Genomic DNA, 14,319 nt, shown 5'->3' on the forward strand with positions numbered 1-14,319 from the left:
ACGGGGGGGGGGGGGGGGGGGGGGGGGGGGGGGGGGGGGGGGGGGGGTGGGGGGGGGGGGGGGGGGGGGGGGGGGGGGGGGGGGGGGGGGGGGGCGGCCCCCCCCCCCCCCCCGACCTGTTTCCAGTCCTCGGTCCGGGGCAGTGCCGGCCGGCCACCCAGGGGAGGGGTGCACAGATCACCCCGCGCCGGGCCCGGGTCAGCCGATGCCGTCGACCGCGGCCCTGAGTGCGGCGATCGACGGATCCCAACTGAAGTTCAGCACGGGGAGGCCGGACGCGGCGGCGTTGCTGTCGCCGCCGAGGACCACGGCTCGCGGCTTTCCGGTGCCCTGGGGGACGATGAGATACCAGCTGCCCTTGACATTCGCGATGAACATGTCATCGACCTCCTGGTCCGGCGGGTTCGGGTGGGCGACGTCTCCGACGTGGTCCTCGAAATCCACCGTCGCGCGGAAATCGGTCGGGCTGCCGGTGTTGAGCCAGAGACTCGTGTGCACGTGCGGTCCGACACCGTAGTCACTGCCGTTCGCCGAGGAGCCGGAGTATGCGATCGTCTGGCCCCGCGACACGCGTTGACCGGTGGCGACGGCGATCGACGACAGGTGCAGGTGCCGGGTGTAGTTGCCATCGTCGTGGGCCATCCCCACGACGCGTCCGGTCGCGGTGGAGGTGTCGGTCTTCACGAGGCGGATGGTGCCGTTCGCCGCGGCCACGACGGGAGTGCCGGTGCCCACCGCATAGTCGGTGCCCGGCTCACCCGAGGGCGGCGTCCGGTTCCGGTGATCCTGCCAGGAGCTCGAGATCCGGACGGCTCCGCACGGCCGCTGATAGCTGCCGGCGGCCCGGGCGGAGGCGGGCAGCAGAGCGAAGGCGGCCGACGCCCCGGATGCCGCCAACGCGGCGCTGGTGAGGAACCCCCGTCGCGAGAGCCCTCGCAGATAGGCGATGCCACCGAGGTCCTCGGGCCGCGGCGTGCCGTGGCTGACCTTCCGAGGAGGGTCGGGGCGAGGCTCCCCACTCAGGATCATCAATGCAACCTAAGGCTGCTCTCGTTTTCGGGCAAGGGTTCGCTGCGATCACCTCCGGCAGTCGCGTGAGCCCTCGCCGCGAAGCGGCTGCTCAGCCCGGGCCGCGTCCGCATACCGAGATCAGCGGCGCGAGGGTGAGGTCGAGTTCGCCGCCGGCATCGACGGCGGTCGGGTGAGCGTCGACCACCGGGACCGACATCGTCGAGGCAGGCCAGCCGCTTCGTGGCGGGGCGTCCGATGCCGAGTGCCTGTCGTCGTTCGTCGAGCGACGCACGACCGAACTGCCACCGAGCCGCCCACCCGTCCGGCCGGCATGCGACGCTCAGGTTCCGCGACCCAGGGGCCACGTCCCGGGGCCCCGGGACCGACCGCAACAGCCGCACAATTCCTGGCATGACAGCGCAGGACCACCCGACCCGACATCCCTGATGCCCGGAGGAACGCAGACCATGGACCACGCATCTCAGCTCATCCAGGAGCGGAGTGCCCCGCCGGCCACGCTGGTGATCTTCGGCGCCTCCGGTGATCTGACCCGACGTAAGCTGCTGCCCGCAGTCGAGAGCCTGGCCCGGCACGAGCGGCTCCCGGACCAGTTCGCGCTGGTCGGGGTCGCGCGCACGCCGATGACCGACGAGCAGTTCGCCGAGAGCGCCCTCGGCGGGCGCACCCTCGCCAGCAAGCGCCAGCTCCGAGGCGGCGTACGGTACGTGGCCGGCGGCTACGACGACCCGGAGACCTACAAGCGGCTCGTGGAGACGCTCGACGAGCTGGACGCGCAGCGGGGCACGTCCGGCAACCGGCTGTTCTACCTGTCGACCCCGGCCGGCGCCTTCGAGCCGGTGATCAACGGGCTGGCCGGCGTCGGGCTCAACCAGCCGCGCGAGGGTTCCTTCTCCCGCCTGGTCATCGAGAAGCCGTACGGGCGCGACCTGGTCACGGCCCGCGAGCTCGACGGTGTCGTGCACAGCGCGTTCGACGAGCACCAGGTCTTCCGTATCGATCACTACCTGGGCAAGGACACCGTCCAGAACGTGCTGGCGCTGCGCTTCGCGAACTCGATCTTCCAGCCGATCTGGGACCGCTCCTGGGTCGACCACGTGCAGATCACCGTCGCGGAGACCCTCGGCGTCGGTACCCGCGGCGGCTTCTACGAGGACGCCGGCGCCATGCGGGACATCGTGCAGAACCACGTGCTCCAGGTCCTCGCGCTGGCCCTGATGGAGCCGCCGGCCTCGTTCGAGGCCGAGGGCCTGCGCAACGAGAAGGTGAAGCTGCTCCAGGCCATTCGGCTTCCCACCGACCGGGACATCGCCGAGGCCGCGGTCCGGGGGCAGTACACCCGGGGCGGCACCCGTGAGGAGCTGATGGCCGGCTACCGGGAGGAGGCCGGCGTCGACCCGCTGTCGCGGACCGAGACCTACGCCGCGATGCGGCTCAACGTGGACAACTGGCGGTGGGCCGGGGTGCCGTTCTACGTGCGCACCGGCAAGCGGCTGCCGGCCCGGCTCACCGAGGTGGCGTTGCAGTTCCAGCGGCCGCCGCACCTGCCGATCCCGACCGACCAGCTCACCGGCCTCGAGGCGGACGCGTTGATCCTGCGGATCCAGCCGAACGAGGGCATTTCGCTGCGCTTCGGCGCCAAGGTGCCGGGTCACTCCTTCCGGGTCCGCACCGCCACGATGGAGTTCTCGTACGACCAGACGTTCGTCGAGGAGTCGCCGGAGGCGTACGAGCGTCTGCTCCTGGACGCGCTGATCGGCGACGCGTCGCTCTTCATCCGGAGCGACGAGGTGCAGCAGTGCTGGCGGATCGTCGACCCGATCATCGAGAACTGGAAGAAGGACAACTCGCCGATCCCTACCTACGAGGCCGCCTCCTGGGGTCCGACCGACGCCGAGCGGCTCATCGGCCGGCACGGCCGCAAGTGGCGCAACTCCGCGTGACCCTGCCGTGAGGGGTGCGGCCGCGCGCCCCGTACCGGTTCGGAAGGACGCCCGAACCGGTACGGGGGCGGGTGGTCCGCGTCGGCGGCGTCAGCTCTCTCCGCGACGGCCCAGTCGATGACGGCAGCAGCGGCCACGGGCAGGACCACGAACCCGGCGGTGCGCAGGGCCTGTCGGCCGGGCTCAGGTCGTCTACCGCACGCGACGCGGCGCCCCACCCATCCCGCCGCCCACGCCTGACGCGGTGCGCGACGCCGGGCCCCGGCCCTGACCCGGGTGGGCCGGGCCCGCGCGAGCGAGCGCCCGGTCGGTCATGCGGCGAGCTGCCGCAGCACGGTGGGGTCGGTGATCGTGTCGTCGGCGGCGAGCATGATCGCCTTGGACAGGATCATCGACAGCATCGGGTCGTCCTCGAACGGCAGGTGCAGCCGCCCGGCGCCGCCGCGTGCGGGGACGATGCACAGGTAGGTGTCGTTGGGCTCCATCATGATGTTGCCCGAGCCGAGGTGGATCCGGTAGCCGCGCAGGTTGCCGCGGACGTGCAGGTATCGGTCCGCCAGGGCGACCCGGCCGGCGATGGCCATGCGGGGGAGCAGCCGGGACAGGGCGTCGCGGCGTACCTCCGCCGCCGGGGTCAGCGGCCCGACGACCGTGCGGTGCCAGTAGTCCCGGAACCGGTCCTCGCCGCGGTCGGCCCACTGCGGGTCGGAGGCGATCGAGGTGACGCCGACGAACAGGTCCACGTCCCGCATCGCCTCGGTGAACACCAGCGGCGGCACGTCCGCGACCGGTGCGGGCTGCCAGGTCGCGCCGTCCTGCCGGGCGAAGCGCACCTGGTCCGTGGAGCAGTACTGGACGTCGTAACGGTGTGGCTCCTCCGTGTCGACCAGCTCGTGGTGGAAGGACGCCCGCCACGCGCCACCGCCGAACACCTTCGTGGCCTCGCTGTCGTACCCGCCGTCCCACGTGCCGAGGTAGCCGGCCTGCCAACCGCGGGCGCGCATGAGCGCGTTGGCCTGGCGGTAGCGCAGGATGTGCGCGGCGAACCGGTTGGAGTAGGTGCTCGTCCGCTCCTCGGCCGGCGTGAGCAGGTAGACCTCCCGGAACGCCTGCTTGAACGGCTGCGTCAGGCCGGTGGCGAGCACCCGCGCACGCCAGGCGAGGGTCTCACCCACGCGAGCGCGGACGGGATGCCACAGCCGGACCCGGTCACCGCGCGCCGGCCGCCCGTCGGGACCGGCGACCACCCACCCGTCGCCGTCCTCGCGGGGCAGGCCCGCCGACCAGTCGCGCCCGTCGGCGCTGGTCTCCCAGATCAGCCGCCGCCCGTACGCCCCGGTGATCGGGTGGTCCAGGAAGCGGGACACCCAGTCCGGGTACGCCCAGGTGCGCTCCTCGGACAGCAGCGCCTCCACCCGCTGCCGTTCGGCGGTCAGCGTCGCGTTGATGCCCTTCACCAGGGCCCGTAGCTGCCTCAGCTCGTCGGCGTGCGTCTCCTTGACCGCGGCCGGGACGCCCTTGAGCCCGGTGCCGCCACGGGCGAAGGTCAGCCGCGCCTTCTCGCCCACGACCCGCACCGTCGCCTCGTACGGGCCGACCCTGGTCAGCCGGCTCCCGGTGGAGTCCAGCCCGTGGTCGTCGACGGCGAGTTCCATCACCTCGCTGAGTGACCACCCCCGCAGCGCGCCGAGGCGGGCCAGCGCGGACTGCACCCGACCGCGTACCGCCTTGTTCTTCACGGTCACCGCCAGCCGGGCCAGGGTTCGCACCGGCGCCTCACCGTCGCGCCCCGCGAGCAGGTGCACGGCCGCGATCGCGGTGCGCTGGGCATGGGGGAAACCGGACGCCTGCCGGGGCGCGGCCGAGGCGGCGTCGGTGACCCTCGCCAGCAGGTCCGTTGCCGCCTCGTCCGACTCCCGCGACAGCGCCCACACCAGGCCACGCAGGAGGCGGTCCGAGCCTTCGTGCACGGACCGCCGGTGGGCGGCGAACGCCGCCAGGACCGCGCGGACCGCCGTCCTCCCGTCGGTCGCGGTCCGGAGCTGCTCGTCGAGGACACGGAGCCATTTCGCCGGTGCCGCCGGCTTGTCCAGCGAGGCGCAGTGCACCAGCAGCTCGGGCACACCCGGCGCGGCGAGGACGTCGCCCAGGCCGGCGCGGACGAGCGGACCGAACTCGTCCCCGTGGTGCAGCAACCAGGACGGCACGCGGCGACCGGTGGCGCGGTCGAGCGCCTCCCCGATCAGCGTGACGACCCGCCGCCGAGGGCCGGCCGCGAGGAAGTGGTCCGCCGCGAGTTCGTCGAACAGGGCCGAGAGCGCCGGCACCAGGTCGGCCAGGTCCGCGGGGGACAGGCACCCGGCAATGGTCGCCGGCAACTCCAGGTGGGCGGCGTTCTGGTAGCCCCAGGCCCGTCCGGCGACGTCCAGGCACCACACCAGATCGGCCCGGGTCCAGTCGTGCCCGCCGTCGGCGAGACTCCGCACGACGTCGTTGAGCGCGGTCGGCACCGAACTGGTCGCCGCCGCCAGGTGCACGGCCAGCGCGGCACGGCGGCGAAGCTCCGCCGGCCAGGACCCGGTGGCGGCCCACTCCGGCGTGCCGGTCACCGCCGCCGCCCAGAAATAGGTGGTCGTCTCCTGGAACAGGGGCCGAACCCGGGCATCGGCTTCGGAGAGCCCGGCCTCCACCCGTTGACGCTCCGACGCGGTCAGCGCGGGCAGCAACGACGTCCAGTCGCCCACGTCAGCCACCCACCAGGGGGACGAGCCGCACGAAGGCCACCTCGGGGTCCGCGAGCAGGTCGATCTCCTCGTCCAGGTCTTCGACCTGGCGGTCACCGACCAGCAGCACGAAGCCGTTACGGGCGAAGGCGGCACAGGCCGCGTCCGCCTGACGCTCCCAGTCGAGCCGCCGGCCCCGACCGACCCGGTAGCCGTTCAACGTCGCCTCCGCGTCGGCCGGCCGCACCAGGCCCCGGAAGACCTCGGCCCGGTCGGCGTTGAACCGCGCGACCTCCTCGCGTACGCGCAACCGGACCAGCTCGCGTGCGGAGATGTGCTCCGGCAGCCCGGTCAACGGCCACTGATCGATCGCCCTGCCCGTCGCTGTCTCGTCCCGAACCGTCACCGTGGCCATCCGCCGTGCTCCCTGCCTTGAGGTGAGCAGCATCGTGGCACGACGGTCCGACGGAACCGCTCGGTCAGCGGGTGTCGCCGCCGCGGCGATCCACGCTCAGCCCGGGCGGCGTCCCCAGGCCGAGATCAGCGGCGCGAGGGTGAGGTCGAGTGCGCCGGCGTCGACGGCGGTCAGGTGGGCGTCGATCTCGACGTCGTCGGTCAGCCCGGCGGCGAGCAACTCGGCACGGACCATGCGCACCGTCGCCGTCTCCAGCCGGTCGCAGGCCGGCCCACCGATCGGGAAGTAGCCGGCCGCCGTCACCTCGACCAGGCCCGCCGCGCGCAACGCCTGCGGCAGCGTACGGCCGTAGCGCAGGTCGGCGCCGCGACGGGTCATCAACTCCCGGACGGCGCGTCGCAGCCGGTTGGCACGCTGCTGCGCCGGACCGACCTCGTCGAGGCAGGCCAGCGGCTGTAGCTCGGTGTCGGCATCCTCCAGCAACAACCAGCCGCCCGGTCGCAGCGCCGCCACCATCGTCGCCAACGCCCGGGCCCGGTCGGGTACGTGGACGAGGACGAGCCGCGCGTGCACCAGGTCGAACGTGCCGGGCTGCGGCGGTGGGTCCGCGACGATGTCGTGTCGGCGCACCTCGTACCCGCCGTGCGGGTCCAACCAGGCCGGATCGATGTCCGTGGCCAGCACGTGCCCGGTTGGTCCGACGGCCGTGGCGAGGGCCCCGGGAATGCCGGGGCCGCCGGCGCCGACCTCCCAGCAGCGCCAGCCCGGCCCCACCCCGAGCCGGTCGAAGTGTCCACGCGTGACACCGTCGAACAGCTCGGCCAGCCAGGTGAACCGCTCACCCGCCTCGACCCGGGCGTTGTCGAGCAGGTAGCGGTGATCCGGGGACGGCTCGGCGGAGCCCGGCGAACTCATGCCCCTATCCTCACGCCCGACCGGGTGCGCTGTCACCGCTACCCGGGCGGAGACCGGACGCGGTTGACGCCGAGCGCAGCTCCGGATCGATGCGGTCGGTGTTCAGCCGGGCGGGGGGACGGTCAGCACCGATCGGACCAGTTCGTCGAGCCCGGCCTCCCAGCGCTCGTCGGACCAGTCGCGCAGGTGCTCCACGAGGTCGCTGCGGACGGCCGCCAACAGGGCGTGTGCGAGGTACTCCGCCGAGCCCGGGCCCCGGGCGTCAACCACGAGCACGGTCAGCCGGGCGTGCCAGTCCTCGTACGACCCTGCGCGGTAGGGGCTGCCGTTGCCGGAGTTCTCCAGCGCCAGGGCGAGCACCCGGTTGTCCCGCTTGAACCGAACCAACTCGCGGAGCAGCATCGAGGCCTGGTCGGCCGGCGAACTGCCCGACCGGTCGGTGGCCAGTGTCGCCCGCAGTCGCTCGCTGCGTCTGTCGTACAGGGCCCGGACGAGTCCCACCCGATCGCCGAAGTGGCGGAACAGGGTGCCCTTTCCCACACCGGCAGCCGATGCGACGTCGTCCATCGAGATCTGGTCAGGGTCGGTAGCGGCCGCGAACAGCCGATCCGCCGCGGCCAGCACCGCTTCCCGGTTTCGTGCCGCGTCAGCGCGCACACCTGCTCCCCTCGCAAACGGACCGTCGGTCCGCTATGGTTAAGCGGACCGGCCGTCCGCTTATCGTAGATCACGGCGGAACGGCCATCCACGAAGAAGGGGCGACCCGTGCCAAACGCCGCAACCGACCTGTTCCACCAGGCCCTGGACCTGCTGCTCGCCAAGGACATGGCGGGATTCGTCGCGCTGTTCACCGACGACGGCGTGATGGAGTTCCCGTTCGCGCCACCGTGGCAGCCGGACCGGGTGACCGGCCGCGCCGCGCTGCACGACTATCTGATCGGCTACCCGGAGATGCTCGACATCCGCGAGATCGCTGAGGTCACCGTGCACGAGACGGCGGATCCGGCGGTGATCGTCACCGAGTTCACCGCCTCCGGCGTCGTCGTCGCCACCGGGAAGCCGTACCGGATGCGGTACATCGCCGTCCTGACCGTCCGCGACGGGCACCTGGCTCACTACCGCGACTACTGGAACCCGCAGGCCGCCCAGGAACTGCTCGGCGAAGGACTGGTGCGCTCATGATCCTCGTCATCGGCGGCACCGGAACGACCGGCCGGCTCGTCACCGCGAAACTCGCCGCCACCGCGCACCCGACCCGCGTCGCCAGCCGGCGGGCGGCCGCCGCGGACGTCCGTTTCGACTGGTACGACCGCGACACCCACGCCGCGGCGCTGGACGACGTGACGGGCCTGTACCTCATCCCACCGGTCGGTGACGCCGACCCGGCACCGATCATGCTGCCGTTCCTGGACCTGGCCCGGCGGGCCAGGGTCCGGCGGGCCGTCCTGCTCAGCTCCTCGGCGATCGCCCCCGGCAGCCCTGGCCTGGGCGAGGTGCAGGCCCAGCTCGGCGCGATGATCCCGGAGTGGGCGGTGCTGCGACCGTCCTGGTTCATGGAGAACTTCGTCGGAGACAGCCCGCACGCGACCAGCGCCCGGGAACGAGGCGAGATCATCAGCGCCACCGGCGACGCCCGGGTCGGGTTCGTCGACCCGGCCGACATCGCCGAGGTGGCGGTCCGCGCCCTCACCGACCCGACGTCCCACGACACCGACCACATCATCACCGGCCCCGAGCGGCTGAGCTACGCCGATGTCGCCGCCACCCTCACCGACATCGGCGGTCGCCCGGTCCGGCACCGTGCCGTCGACGAGGATGCGTTGGCGGCGTACCACGAGGGGCACGGCCTCGCGCCCGACTACGCCCGCTTCCTCGCCGGCCTCGACACGGTGGTCGCCGCTGGCGCGGAGGACCGGGTGACCACCACCGTCACCGACGTGACCGGCCGCCCGCCCCGGTCGTTCGCGGACTTCTGCCGCGCCCGGCTGCCCGTCGACCGCCCGGTCGCGGACGGCTGACCCCCGACCTGACCTGGACGGGATCCGTCACCGCGCCGGTGCCGGACCGGTGCCGCCCGCCCGGATCCTCGCCAGGCTCAGTCTGCGCGACCGGGTCCAGGCGGTGGTGGTCGCCTACGAGACGGGAGTGGTCAGTCCCGGTTCGACGGAGGAACGATCTCGAAGCGGGCCGGTCGACGGGCACGGCGGCACCGCCGGATCGGGAGAATGTCCGCATGGTGACCCTGTTGGACGGAATCCTGGCCGACCTGGGGCTGACGGGCCTTGCCGGGCCCCGGCTCGTCGGGGACCCGCAGCCGGCGGCACTGGCCTCGCCCCTTGCCGTCGCCGAGTGCGCGATCGCGTCCGTGGCCGCCTGTCTCACGGTGGCCGCTGATCTGGCGTCCGTACGCACCGGCCGGCGGCCTGACGTCGCCCTCGACACGGAACACGTGGCGGCCGCGATGCGTAGCGAGGTCTGGCTCCGCGATGCGGACGGGCGGGGGATCGACGGCTTCGCTCCACTGTCCCGACTGTGGCGGGCGGCGGACGGTTGGGTGCGCACCCATGCGAACTACCCGTGGCACCGGGCGGCTCTGCTGGCGTCCCTCGGTGTGGACGACGGCCGGGACGACGAGGTGCAGGCGCAGGTGGCTGACGTGATCGCCGTCCGCCCGGCGTCGGAGGTCGAGCGCGCGGCGTACGCCGCGGGCGGGCTGGCCGTGGCGGCGCGGACACGGGCCCACTGGGAGGCGGACAGCGGGTACGCCCCGGCGGGGACGTCGCCGCTCGTGCACCTGGCGCCGCTCAGCCGCGGCCCGCTACCGGCGCCGCTGGCCGAACCGGGCCGGCTGCCGGCGTCCGGCGTGAAGGTGCTCGACCTGACCCGGGTCATCGCCGGTCCGGTCGGCACCCGGATGCTGGGTGCGCTCGGCGCCGACGTGCTGCGCGTCGACGATCCGCATCGTCCGGAGCTGGCGCTGCACGCCGTTGACGGCGTGATCGGCAAGGCCAGTACGGCCCTGGATGCCGGCACGACGGACGGCCGTCGAGCGCTGCACCGACTGCTCGACCGCGCCGACGTTCTCGTGACCGGCTACCGGCCCGGGGCACTGCGCCGGCTCGGTCTGGACCCGGACCAGGTTGCGGACCGGCACCCCGGCACCATCGTCGTCACACTGTCGGCCTGGGGGACGGCCGGCGTCTGGGGCACCCGGCGCGGCTTCGACAGCCTGGTGCAGATCGCCACCGGTATCGGCTGGGCCACCAGCCCGGACGGTGCCCGACCGGGCGCGCTGCCCTGCCAACTGCTCGACCATGCCACCGGTTACCTCATCGCCGCCGGTGCGCTGGCCGCGCTGGGGCGACGGGCCCGCACCGGCGACGCCACCCACGTCTCGGTGTCCCTCGCCCGGACGGCACGGTGGCTGCTCGACCAGGGCGTCGCGCCGGTCGGGCAGAGCGCGGGCGAGAACGCGGACGCCCGGGGGGTGGACGCCTACCGGACCGCGTTGGGAAACGGGTGGAGCACGATCCGGCCACCGGGTCGTCTCGACGGCCGCTCGTTGGGCTGGCCGCACCTGCCGCCCGCCTACGCCGAGGCGCCGCCCGACTGGAGTTGACCGCCGCGCTCGCGCCCGGTCAGCCGCTGACGGAGAAGGAGTTGGTGGTGAACGTCCAGCCCCCGGACGACGAGGTGATCTCGTAGCCGAACTGCATGTCCCCGATGGTCACGTCACCGAACCGGCGCTGGCCGCGGATCCACCGGGCGACCGCCGCGACGTTCACCGTGCCCGAGCTGGTGTTGCCGGCGTCAAGAACGGGCCACCCGTCAGGGGCGGGGGAAGATCGGCACCGGCTGGTCCTCCGGGTCGAGGTCGAGCCCGGCCGGCCCGATGATGCGCGGGTCCGGCGTGCCGACCACGGACCGGTCCTTGTCGGCGTAGTCGAAGCGATCGAGCACGTGGCGCATCGCCTCCAGCCGGGCCCGCTTCTTGTCGTTGCTCTTCACCACCGTCCACGGCGCGTCCGCGGTGTCGGTCCAGAAGAACATCGCCTCCTTGGCCTCGGTGTAGTCGTCCCAGCGGTCGAGTGAGGCGAGGTCCATCGGCGAGAGCTTCCACTGGCGCACCGGATCGACCTTCCGGATGACGAATCGGGTGCGCTGCTCGTTGCGGGACACCGAGAACCAGAACTTGACCAGGCGGATGCCGGAGCGGACCAGCATCCGCTCCAGGTCCGGGACCTGCCGCAGGAACTCCAGGTACTCCTTGCGGGAACAGAAACCCATCACCCGCTCGACGCCGGCCCGGTTGTACCAGGACCGGTCGAACAGCACGATCTCACCGGCCGCCGGCAGATGCGCCAGCCAGCGCTGGAAGTACCACTGCCCGGCCTCGCGATCGTCCGGCTTCTCCAGCGCGACGACGCTCGCGCCGCGCGGGTTGAGATGCTCCATGAAGCGCTTGATCGTGCCGCCCTTGCCGGCGGCGTCGCGGCCCTCGAAGAGGATCACCAGCCGCTCGCCGGTGTCCTTGACCCAGTCCTGCAGCTTGAGCAGCTCGATCTGGAGCAACCGCTTCTGGTGGTCGTACTCCTCCCGGTCGAGACGCGCGTCGTACGGGTAGCCGTCGCGCCAGGTCTCCACCGGGCTGCCGTCGGGCAGCAGCAGCACCGGGTCGTCGTCGTATCCGTCACGTACCTGGTAGTCGGCGGCGAGATCCAGCAGCGCGGTGTCGGCCATACCGGGGGTACCTACCCCGTCCCGCCGCACTCGATGCGGCCGGACAGCAACTGCCAGGTGACGTTCAGGTTGCCGCAGGGGCCGGTGACCTGCGATGTTTCGGCCCCCGTGCGGGGGGCATCTTCCGGCCGCGACCGACCCCGGTCGCCGAGCCATCGGATGGGAGTGCGCGATGACTGTCGGCCGTCACCCGACGCGGGCGGGCAGGCCCTCTCCCGTGGCGGAACGCCGATGACGACCACGGGCGGCGAGCCCGCGGCTACCGCGTTCCGATCGGCCGTGCTCGGGGGGCGTCTCGACCTGCCGTTGCCCGGTGGCGGACGGACGGACGAGCGATTTCGGCGCCTCGTCGAACTCGGCCGCGCCGACCCGGTGTTGGCCCGGCTGGGGGAGGGGCACGCCGACGCGCTGGCGATCCTCGCCGAACTGGGGGTGGCGATCGATCCGGCGTGGCGCCGCGAGCCGTGGGGTGTCTGGGCCGCCGCGCCGGCCTCGGTCACCGCGACCCGGGACGGCGGCCGGTGGCGGCTGACCGGGGACCGGCCCTGGTGCTCCGGGGCCGGTCTGCTGTCCCGGGCCCTGGTGACCGCGACCGCTGACGACGGCGTACGACTGTTCTCGATCGAGGTCGGCGCGGCCGGGGTCACCCCGTTGGCCGACACCTGGCCCGCCGTCGGCATGGCCGCCAGTGACAGCCGCACCGTCCGCTTGGACGGTGTGACCGCCGACGGTGTGGGCGGACCCGGCTGCTACACCGCGCGACCGGGCTTCTGGCACGGCGGGGTGGGTGTGGCGGCATGCTGGTACGGCGGTGCGGTCGGGATCGCCGACGCCCTGCACGGGGCGGCGCGGCGTCGCCGCCTCGGCCCGCACGCCCTGGCGCACCTCGGGGCGGTCGACGCGGCCCTGACCGCCGCCCGCGCCGTCCTGTTCGCCGCCGCCGACGAGATCGACGCGAACCCCACCGGCGACGCGGACCGGCTGGCCCACCGGGTACGCGCCACCGTCGAGGCGAGCGCCACCACAGTCGTCGACCGGGTCGGCCGGGCGCTGGGGGCGGGCCCGTTGTGCCAGGACGCCGACCACGCCAGGCGGGTCGCCGACCTGACGGTGTACCTGCGCCAGAGCCACGCGGAGGCGGACCTGGCTCATCTGGGTGAGCTGGTGACGGCGGTCGGAGATCCCGGATGGTGAGGCCGATCGTCGGCGCCGGCACGGACGAGACGACGTGGCGTGCCTGGCCCGCACCGGCCGCGTGGCCCGTGCTGGCCCTGGACGGTCCGGCGCGCACCGCGCCACCGTTGGTGGTCGCTCCCCATCCCGACGACGAGGTGCTCGGCGTCGGCGGCCTGGTCGCCATGCTCGCCGGCGGTGCCGGAGCCGAGATCGCCGTCGTCACGGACGGCGAGGCGTCCCATCCCGGTTCGACGGTCCATTCCCCGGCGGAGCTGGCCGCGATCCGACGGGCCGAGACGGTCACCGCGTGCGGTCTGCTCGGGGTCGCCCCCGCCGCCATCGCGCATCTCGGGCATCCCGACGGCGCTGTCGACGAGACGGCGCTCACCGACGCGCTGACCGCCCGGCTGGCGCCCGGCCGCTGGTGCGTCACGACGTGGCGCGGCGACGGCCACCCGGACCACGAGGCGGTCGGACGCGCCGCTGCGGCCGCCTGCCTGCGCACCGGCGCGACGCTGCTGGAGTTCCCCGTCTGGACCTGGCACTGGGCCGAGCCGGACGATCCCGACGTGCCGTGGCACCGTGCGCGCCGGATCGACCTGACCGCGGCGGCCAGCTCGGCGAAGCAGCAGGCGATCGACGCCTTCGCCAGCCAGGTCCGGCCCCTCGGGCCCGCGCCCGCCGACGCCGCGATCCTTCCCTCGAACGTGCTGGCACGCTTCGCGCGTCCCTACGAAACGGTGTTCGTGCCATGAGCTCACGCGGTACCCCGGCCGAGTACTTCGACGAGATGTATGCCGGGGCCGAGGATCCGTGGAGTTTCGAGACCCGCTGGTACGACCGGCGTAAGCACGAGCTGACAGTGGCCAGTCTGCCTCGGCGGCGATACCGGTCGGCCTTCGAACCGGGGTGTTCGACCGGCCTGCTCACCCGTCGCCTCGCGCAGCGGTGCGACCGGCTGCTGGCGGTCGACATCGCCGCCGCGCCCGTGGCGACCGCCCGGCAGCGGCTCGCGGACCAGGCACACGTACGGGTGGAGCGGATGCGCGTGCCCGACGAGTGGCCGGCCGGGGCGGACGCGCGTTTCGACCTGGTCGTGCTCTCCGAGCTCGGCTACTACCTCGACGACGCCGGACTGGACCTGCTGGTCACCCGGACGGTGGACTCGCTCGAACCGGGCGGCACGCTGGTCGCCGTGCACTGGCGGCCGGCGGTGGCCGAGCACGCACGTGGCGGGGACGACGTGCACCGGCTGCTCGACGAGGTGGACGGGCTGACGCGGACGGCACGCCACGCGGAGGCGGACTTCCTCCTCGACGTCTTCCTCCGGGTGCCGCCGCCGGCCCGCTCCGTGGCGCAGGCCGAAGGTCTGTGGTGA

14 protein-coding genes and 1 pseudogene are annotated in these 14,319 nt (G+C 73.3%); 8 read left to right on the forward strand and 7 right to left on the reverse strand.

Annotated features, from left to right (window positions below; all coding sequences use genetic code 11):
• Positions 1-198: 198 nt before the first annotated feature.
• Positions 199-1,029, reverse strand: a complete 831-nt coding sequence (locus tag ACH495_RS14120; RefSeq protein ID WP_396858130.1) for a M23 family metallopeptidase — start codon at positions 1,027-1,029, stop codon at positions 199-201.
• A gap of 449 nt (positions 1,030-1,478) precedes the next feature.
• Here ACH495_RS14120 and zwf point away from each other — a divergent pair, with 449 nt between their 5' ends.
• Complete coding sequence (gene zwf, locus ACH495_RS14125; RefSeq protein WP_396858131.1) at positions 1,479-2,972, forward strand: glucose-6-phosphate dehydrogenase; 1,494 nt, start codon at positions 1,479-1,481, stop codon at positions 2,970-2,972.
• Between the two features lie 311 nt (positions 2,973-3,283).
• Here zwf and ACH495_RS14130 read toward each other — a convergent pair whose 3' ends face one another.
• The 4 genes from ACH495_RS14130 to ACH495_RS14145 all read right to left on the reverse strand — a co-directional run bounded on the left by ACH495_RS14130 (position 3,284) and on the right by ACH495_RS14145 (position 7,682).
• Positions 3,284-5,716 carry a DUF4132 domain-containing protein gene (locus tag ACH495_RS14130; protein ID WP_396858132.1) on the reverse strand — a complete coding sequence of 811 codons (2,433 nt, stop codon included), beginning with the start codon at positions 5,714-5,716 and terminating at the stop codon, positions 3,284-3,286.
• A 1-nt stretch (position 5,717) separates the two neighbouring features.
• Positions 5,718-6,110, reverse strand: a complete 393-nt coding sequence (locus ACH495_RS14135; protein ID WP_396858133.1) for a hypothetical protein — start codon at positions 6,108-6,110, stop codon at positions 5,718-5,720.
• 96 nt (positions 6,111-6,206) lie between these two features.
• A complete protein-coding gene (locus ACH495_RS14140; RefSeq protein WP_396858134.1) occupies positions 6,207-7,025 on the reverse strand; it encodes a methyltransferase domain-containing protein in 819 nt (272 codons plus the stop codon).
• A gap of 102 nt (positions 7,026-7,127) precedes the next feature.
• The gene (locus tag ACH495_RS14145) at positions 7,128-7,682 is read right to left on the reverse strand and encodes a TetR/AcrR family transcriptional regulator (protein WP_396858135.1); all 555 of its coding nucleotides are present in this window, start codon (positions 7,680-7,682) and stop codon (positions 7,128-7,130) included.
• A gap of 108 nt (positions 7,683-7,790) precedes the next feature.
• On the opposite strand from ACH495_RS14145, the gene ACH495_RS14150 reads away from it, so the two are divergent.
• The 4 genes and pseudogenes from ACH495_RS14150 to ACH495_RS14165 all read left to right on the forward strand — a co-directional run bounded on the left by ACH495_RS14150 (position 7,791) and on the right by ACH495_RS14165 (position 10,644).
• Positions 7,791-8,207, forward strand: a complete 417-nt coding sequence (locus tag ACH495_RS14150) for a nuclear transport factor 2 family protein (protein WP_396858136.1) — start codon at positions 7,791-7,793, stop codon at positions 8,205-8,207.
• On the forward strand, positions 8,204-9,043 hold the full coding sequence (locus tag ACH495_RS14155; RefSeq protein WP_396858137.1) for an ergot alkaloid biosynthesis protein: 840 nt from the start codon (positions 8,204-8,206) through the stop codon (positions 9,041-9,043). Before ACH495_RS14150 ends, ACH495_RS14155 begins: the two co-directional genes overlap by 4 nt.
• 61 nt (positions 9,044-9,104) lie before the next feature.
• A pseudogene (locus ACH495_RS14160) lies at positions 9,105-9,185 on the forward strand (DNA-binding response regulator); the annotation flags it as partial.
• A 73-nt stretch (positions 9,186-9,258) separates the two neighbouring features.
• A complete protein-coding gene (locus ACH495_RS14165; protein ID WP_396858138.1) occupies positions 9,259-10,644 on the forward strand; it encodes a CoA transferase in 1,386 nt (461 codons plus the stop codon).
• A 19-nt stretch (positions 10,645-10,663) separates the two neighbouring features.
• On the opposite strand, the gene ACH495_RS14170 is transcribed toward ACH495_RS14165, so the two are convergent.
• On the reverse strand, positions 10,664-10,810 hold the full coding sequence (locus ACH495_RS14170) for a hypothetical protein (protein WP_396858139.1): 147 nt from the start codon (positions 10,808-10,810) through the stop codon (positions 10,664-10,666).
• A 43-nt stretch (positions 10,811-10,853) separates the two neighbouring features.
• Positions 10,854-11,765 (reverse strand): polyphosphate kinase 2, encoded by a 912-nt coding sequence (gene ppk2 / locus ACH495_RS14175; RefSeq protein ID WP_396858140.1) that lies wholly within the window; start codon positions 11,763-11,765, stop codon positions 10,854-10,856.
• 231 nt (positions 11,766-11,996) lie between these two features.
• Here ppk2 and ACH495_RS14180 point away from each other — a divergent pair, with 231 nt between their 5' ends.
• The 3 genes from ACH495_RS14180 to ACH495_RS14190 are packed head-to-tail and all read left to right on the forward strand — an operon-like array spanning position 11,997 to position 14,319.
• Positions 11,997-12,959 (forward strand): acyl-CoA dehydrogenase, encoded by a 963-nt coding sequence (locus ACH495_RS14180; protein WP_396858141.1) that lies wholly within the window; start codon positions 11,997-11,999, stop codon positions 12,957-12,959.
• Complete coding sequence (locus ACH495_RS14185) at positions 12,953-13,696, forward strand: PIG-L deacetylase family protein (protein ID WP_396858142.1); 744 nt, start codon at positions 12,953-12,955, stop codon at positions 13,694-13,696. The genes ACH495_RS14180 and ACH495_RS14185 overlap by 7 nt, the downstream gene beginning before the upstream one ends.
• On the forward strand, positions 13,693-14,319 hold the full coding sequence (locus tag ACH495_RS14190) for a class I SAM-dependent DNA methyltransferase (protein WP_396858143.1): 627 nt from the start codon (positions 13,693-13,695) through the stop codon (positions 14,317-14,319). The genes ACH495_RS14185 and ACH495_RS14190 overlap by 4 nt, the downstream gene beginning before the upstream one ends.

Source organism: Micromonospora sp. NPDC018662 (genome assembly GCF_044391475.1).
In the GTDB taxonomy this organism is placed as follows: domain Bacteria; phylum Actinomycetota; class Actinomycetes; order Mycobacteriales; family Micromonosporaceae; genus Micromonospora.

Excerpts from the sequence above, each read along its gene's own strand:
- ACH495_RS14120 (WP_396858130.1), bottom strand. The coding sequence starts at position 1,029 with ATGATCCTGAGTGGGGAGCCTCGCCCCGACCCTCCTCGGAAGGTCAGC.
- zwf (WP_396858131.1), top strand. The coding sequence starts at position 1,479 with ATGGACCACGCATCTCAGCTCATCCAGGAGCGGAGTGCCCCGCCGGCC.
- ACH495_RS14135 (WP_396858133.1), bottom strand. The coding sequence starts at position 6,110 with ATGGCCACGGTGACGGTTCGGGACGAGACAGCGACGGGCAGGGCGATC.
- ACH495_RS14140 (WP_396858134.1), bottom strand. The coding sequence starts at position 7,025 with ATGAGTTCGCCGGGCTCCGCCGAGCCGTCCCCGGATCACCGCTACCTG.
- ACH495_RS14155 (WP_396858137.1), top strand. The coding sequence starts at position 8,204 with ATGATCCTCGTCATCGGCGGCACCGGAACGACCGGCCGGCTCGTCACC.
- ACH495_RS14165 (WP_396858138.1), top strand. The coding sequence starts at position 9,259 with ATGGTGACCCTGTTGGACGGAATCCTGGCCGACCTGGGGCTGACGGGC.
- ppk2 (WP_396858140.1), bottom strand. The coding sequence starts at position 11,765 with ATGGCCGACACCGCGCTGCTGGATCTCGCCGCCGACTACCAGGTACGT.
- ACH495_RS14180 (WP_396858141.1), top strand. The coding sequence starts at position 11,997 with ATGACGACCACGGGCGGCGAGCCCGCGGCTACCGCGTTCCGATCGGCC.
- ACH495_RS14185 (WP_396858142.1), top strand. The coding sequence starts at position 12,953 with ATGGTGAGGCCGATCGTCGGCGCCGGCACGGACGAGACGACGTGGCGT.
- ACH495_RS14190 (WP_396858143.1), top strand. The coding sequence starts at position 13,693 with ATGAGCTCACGCGGTACCCCGGCCGAGTACTTCGACGAGATGTATGCC.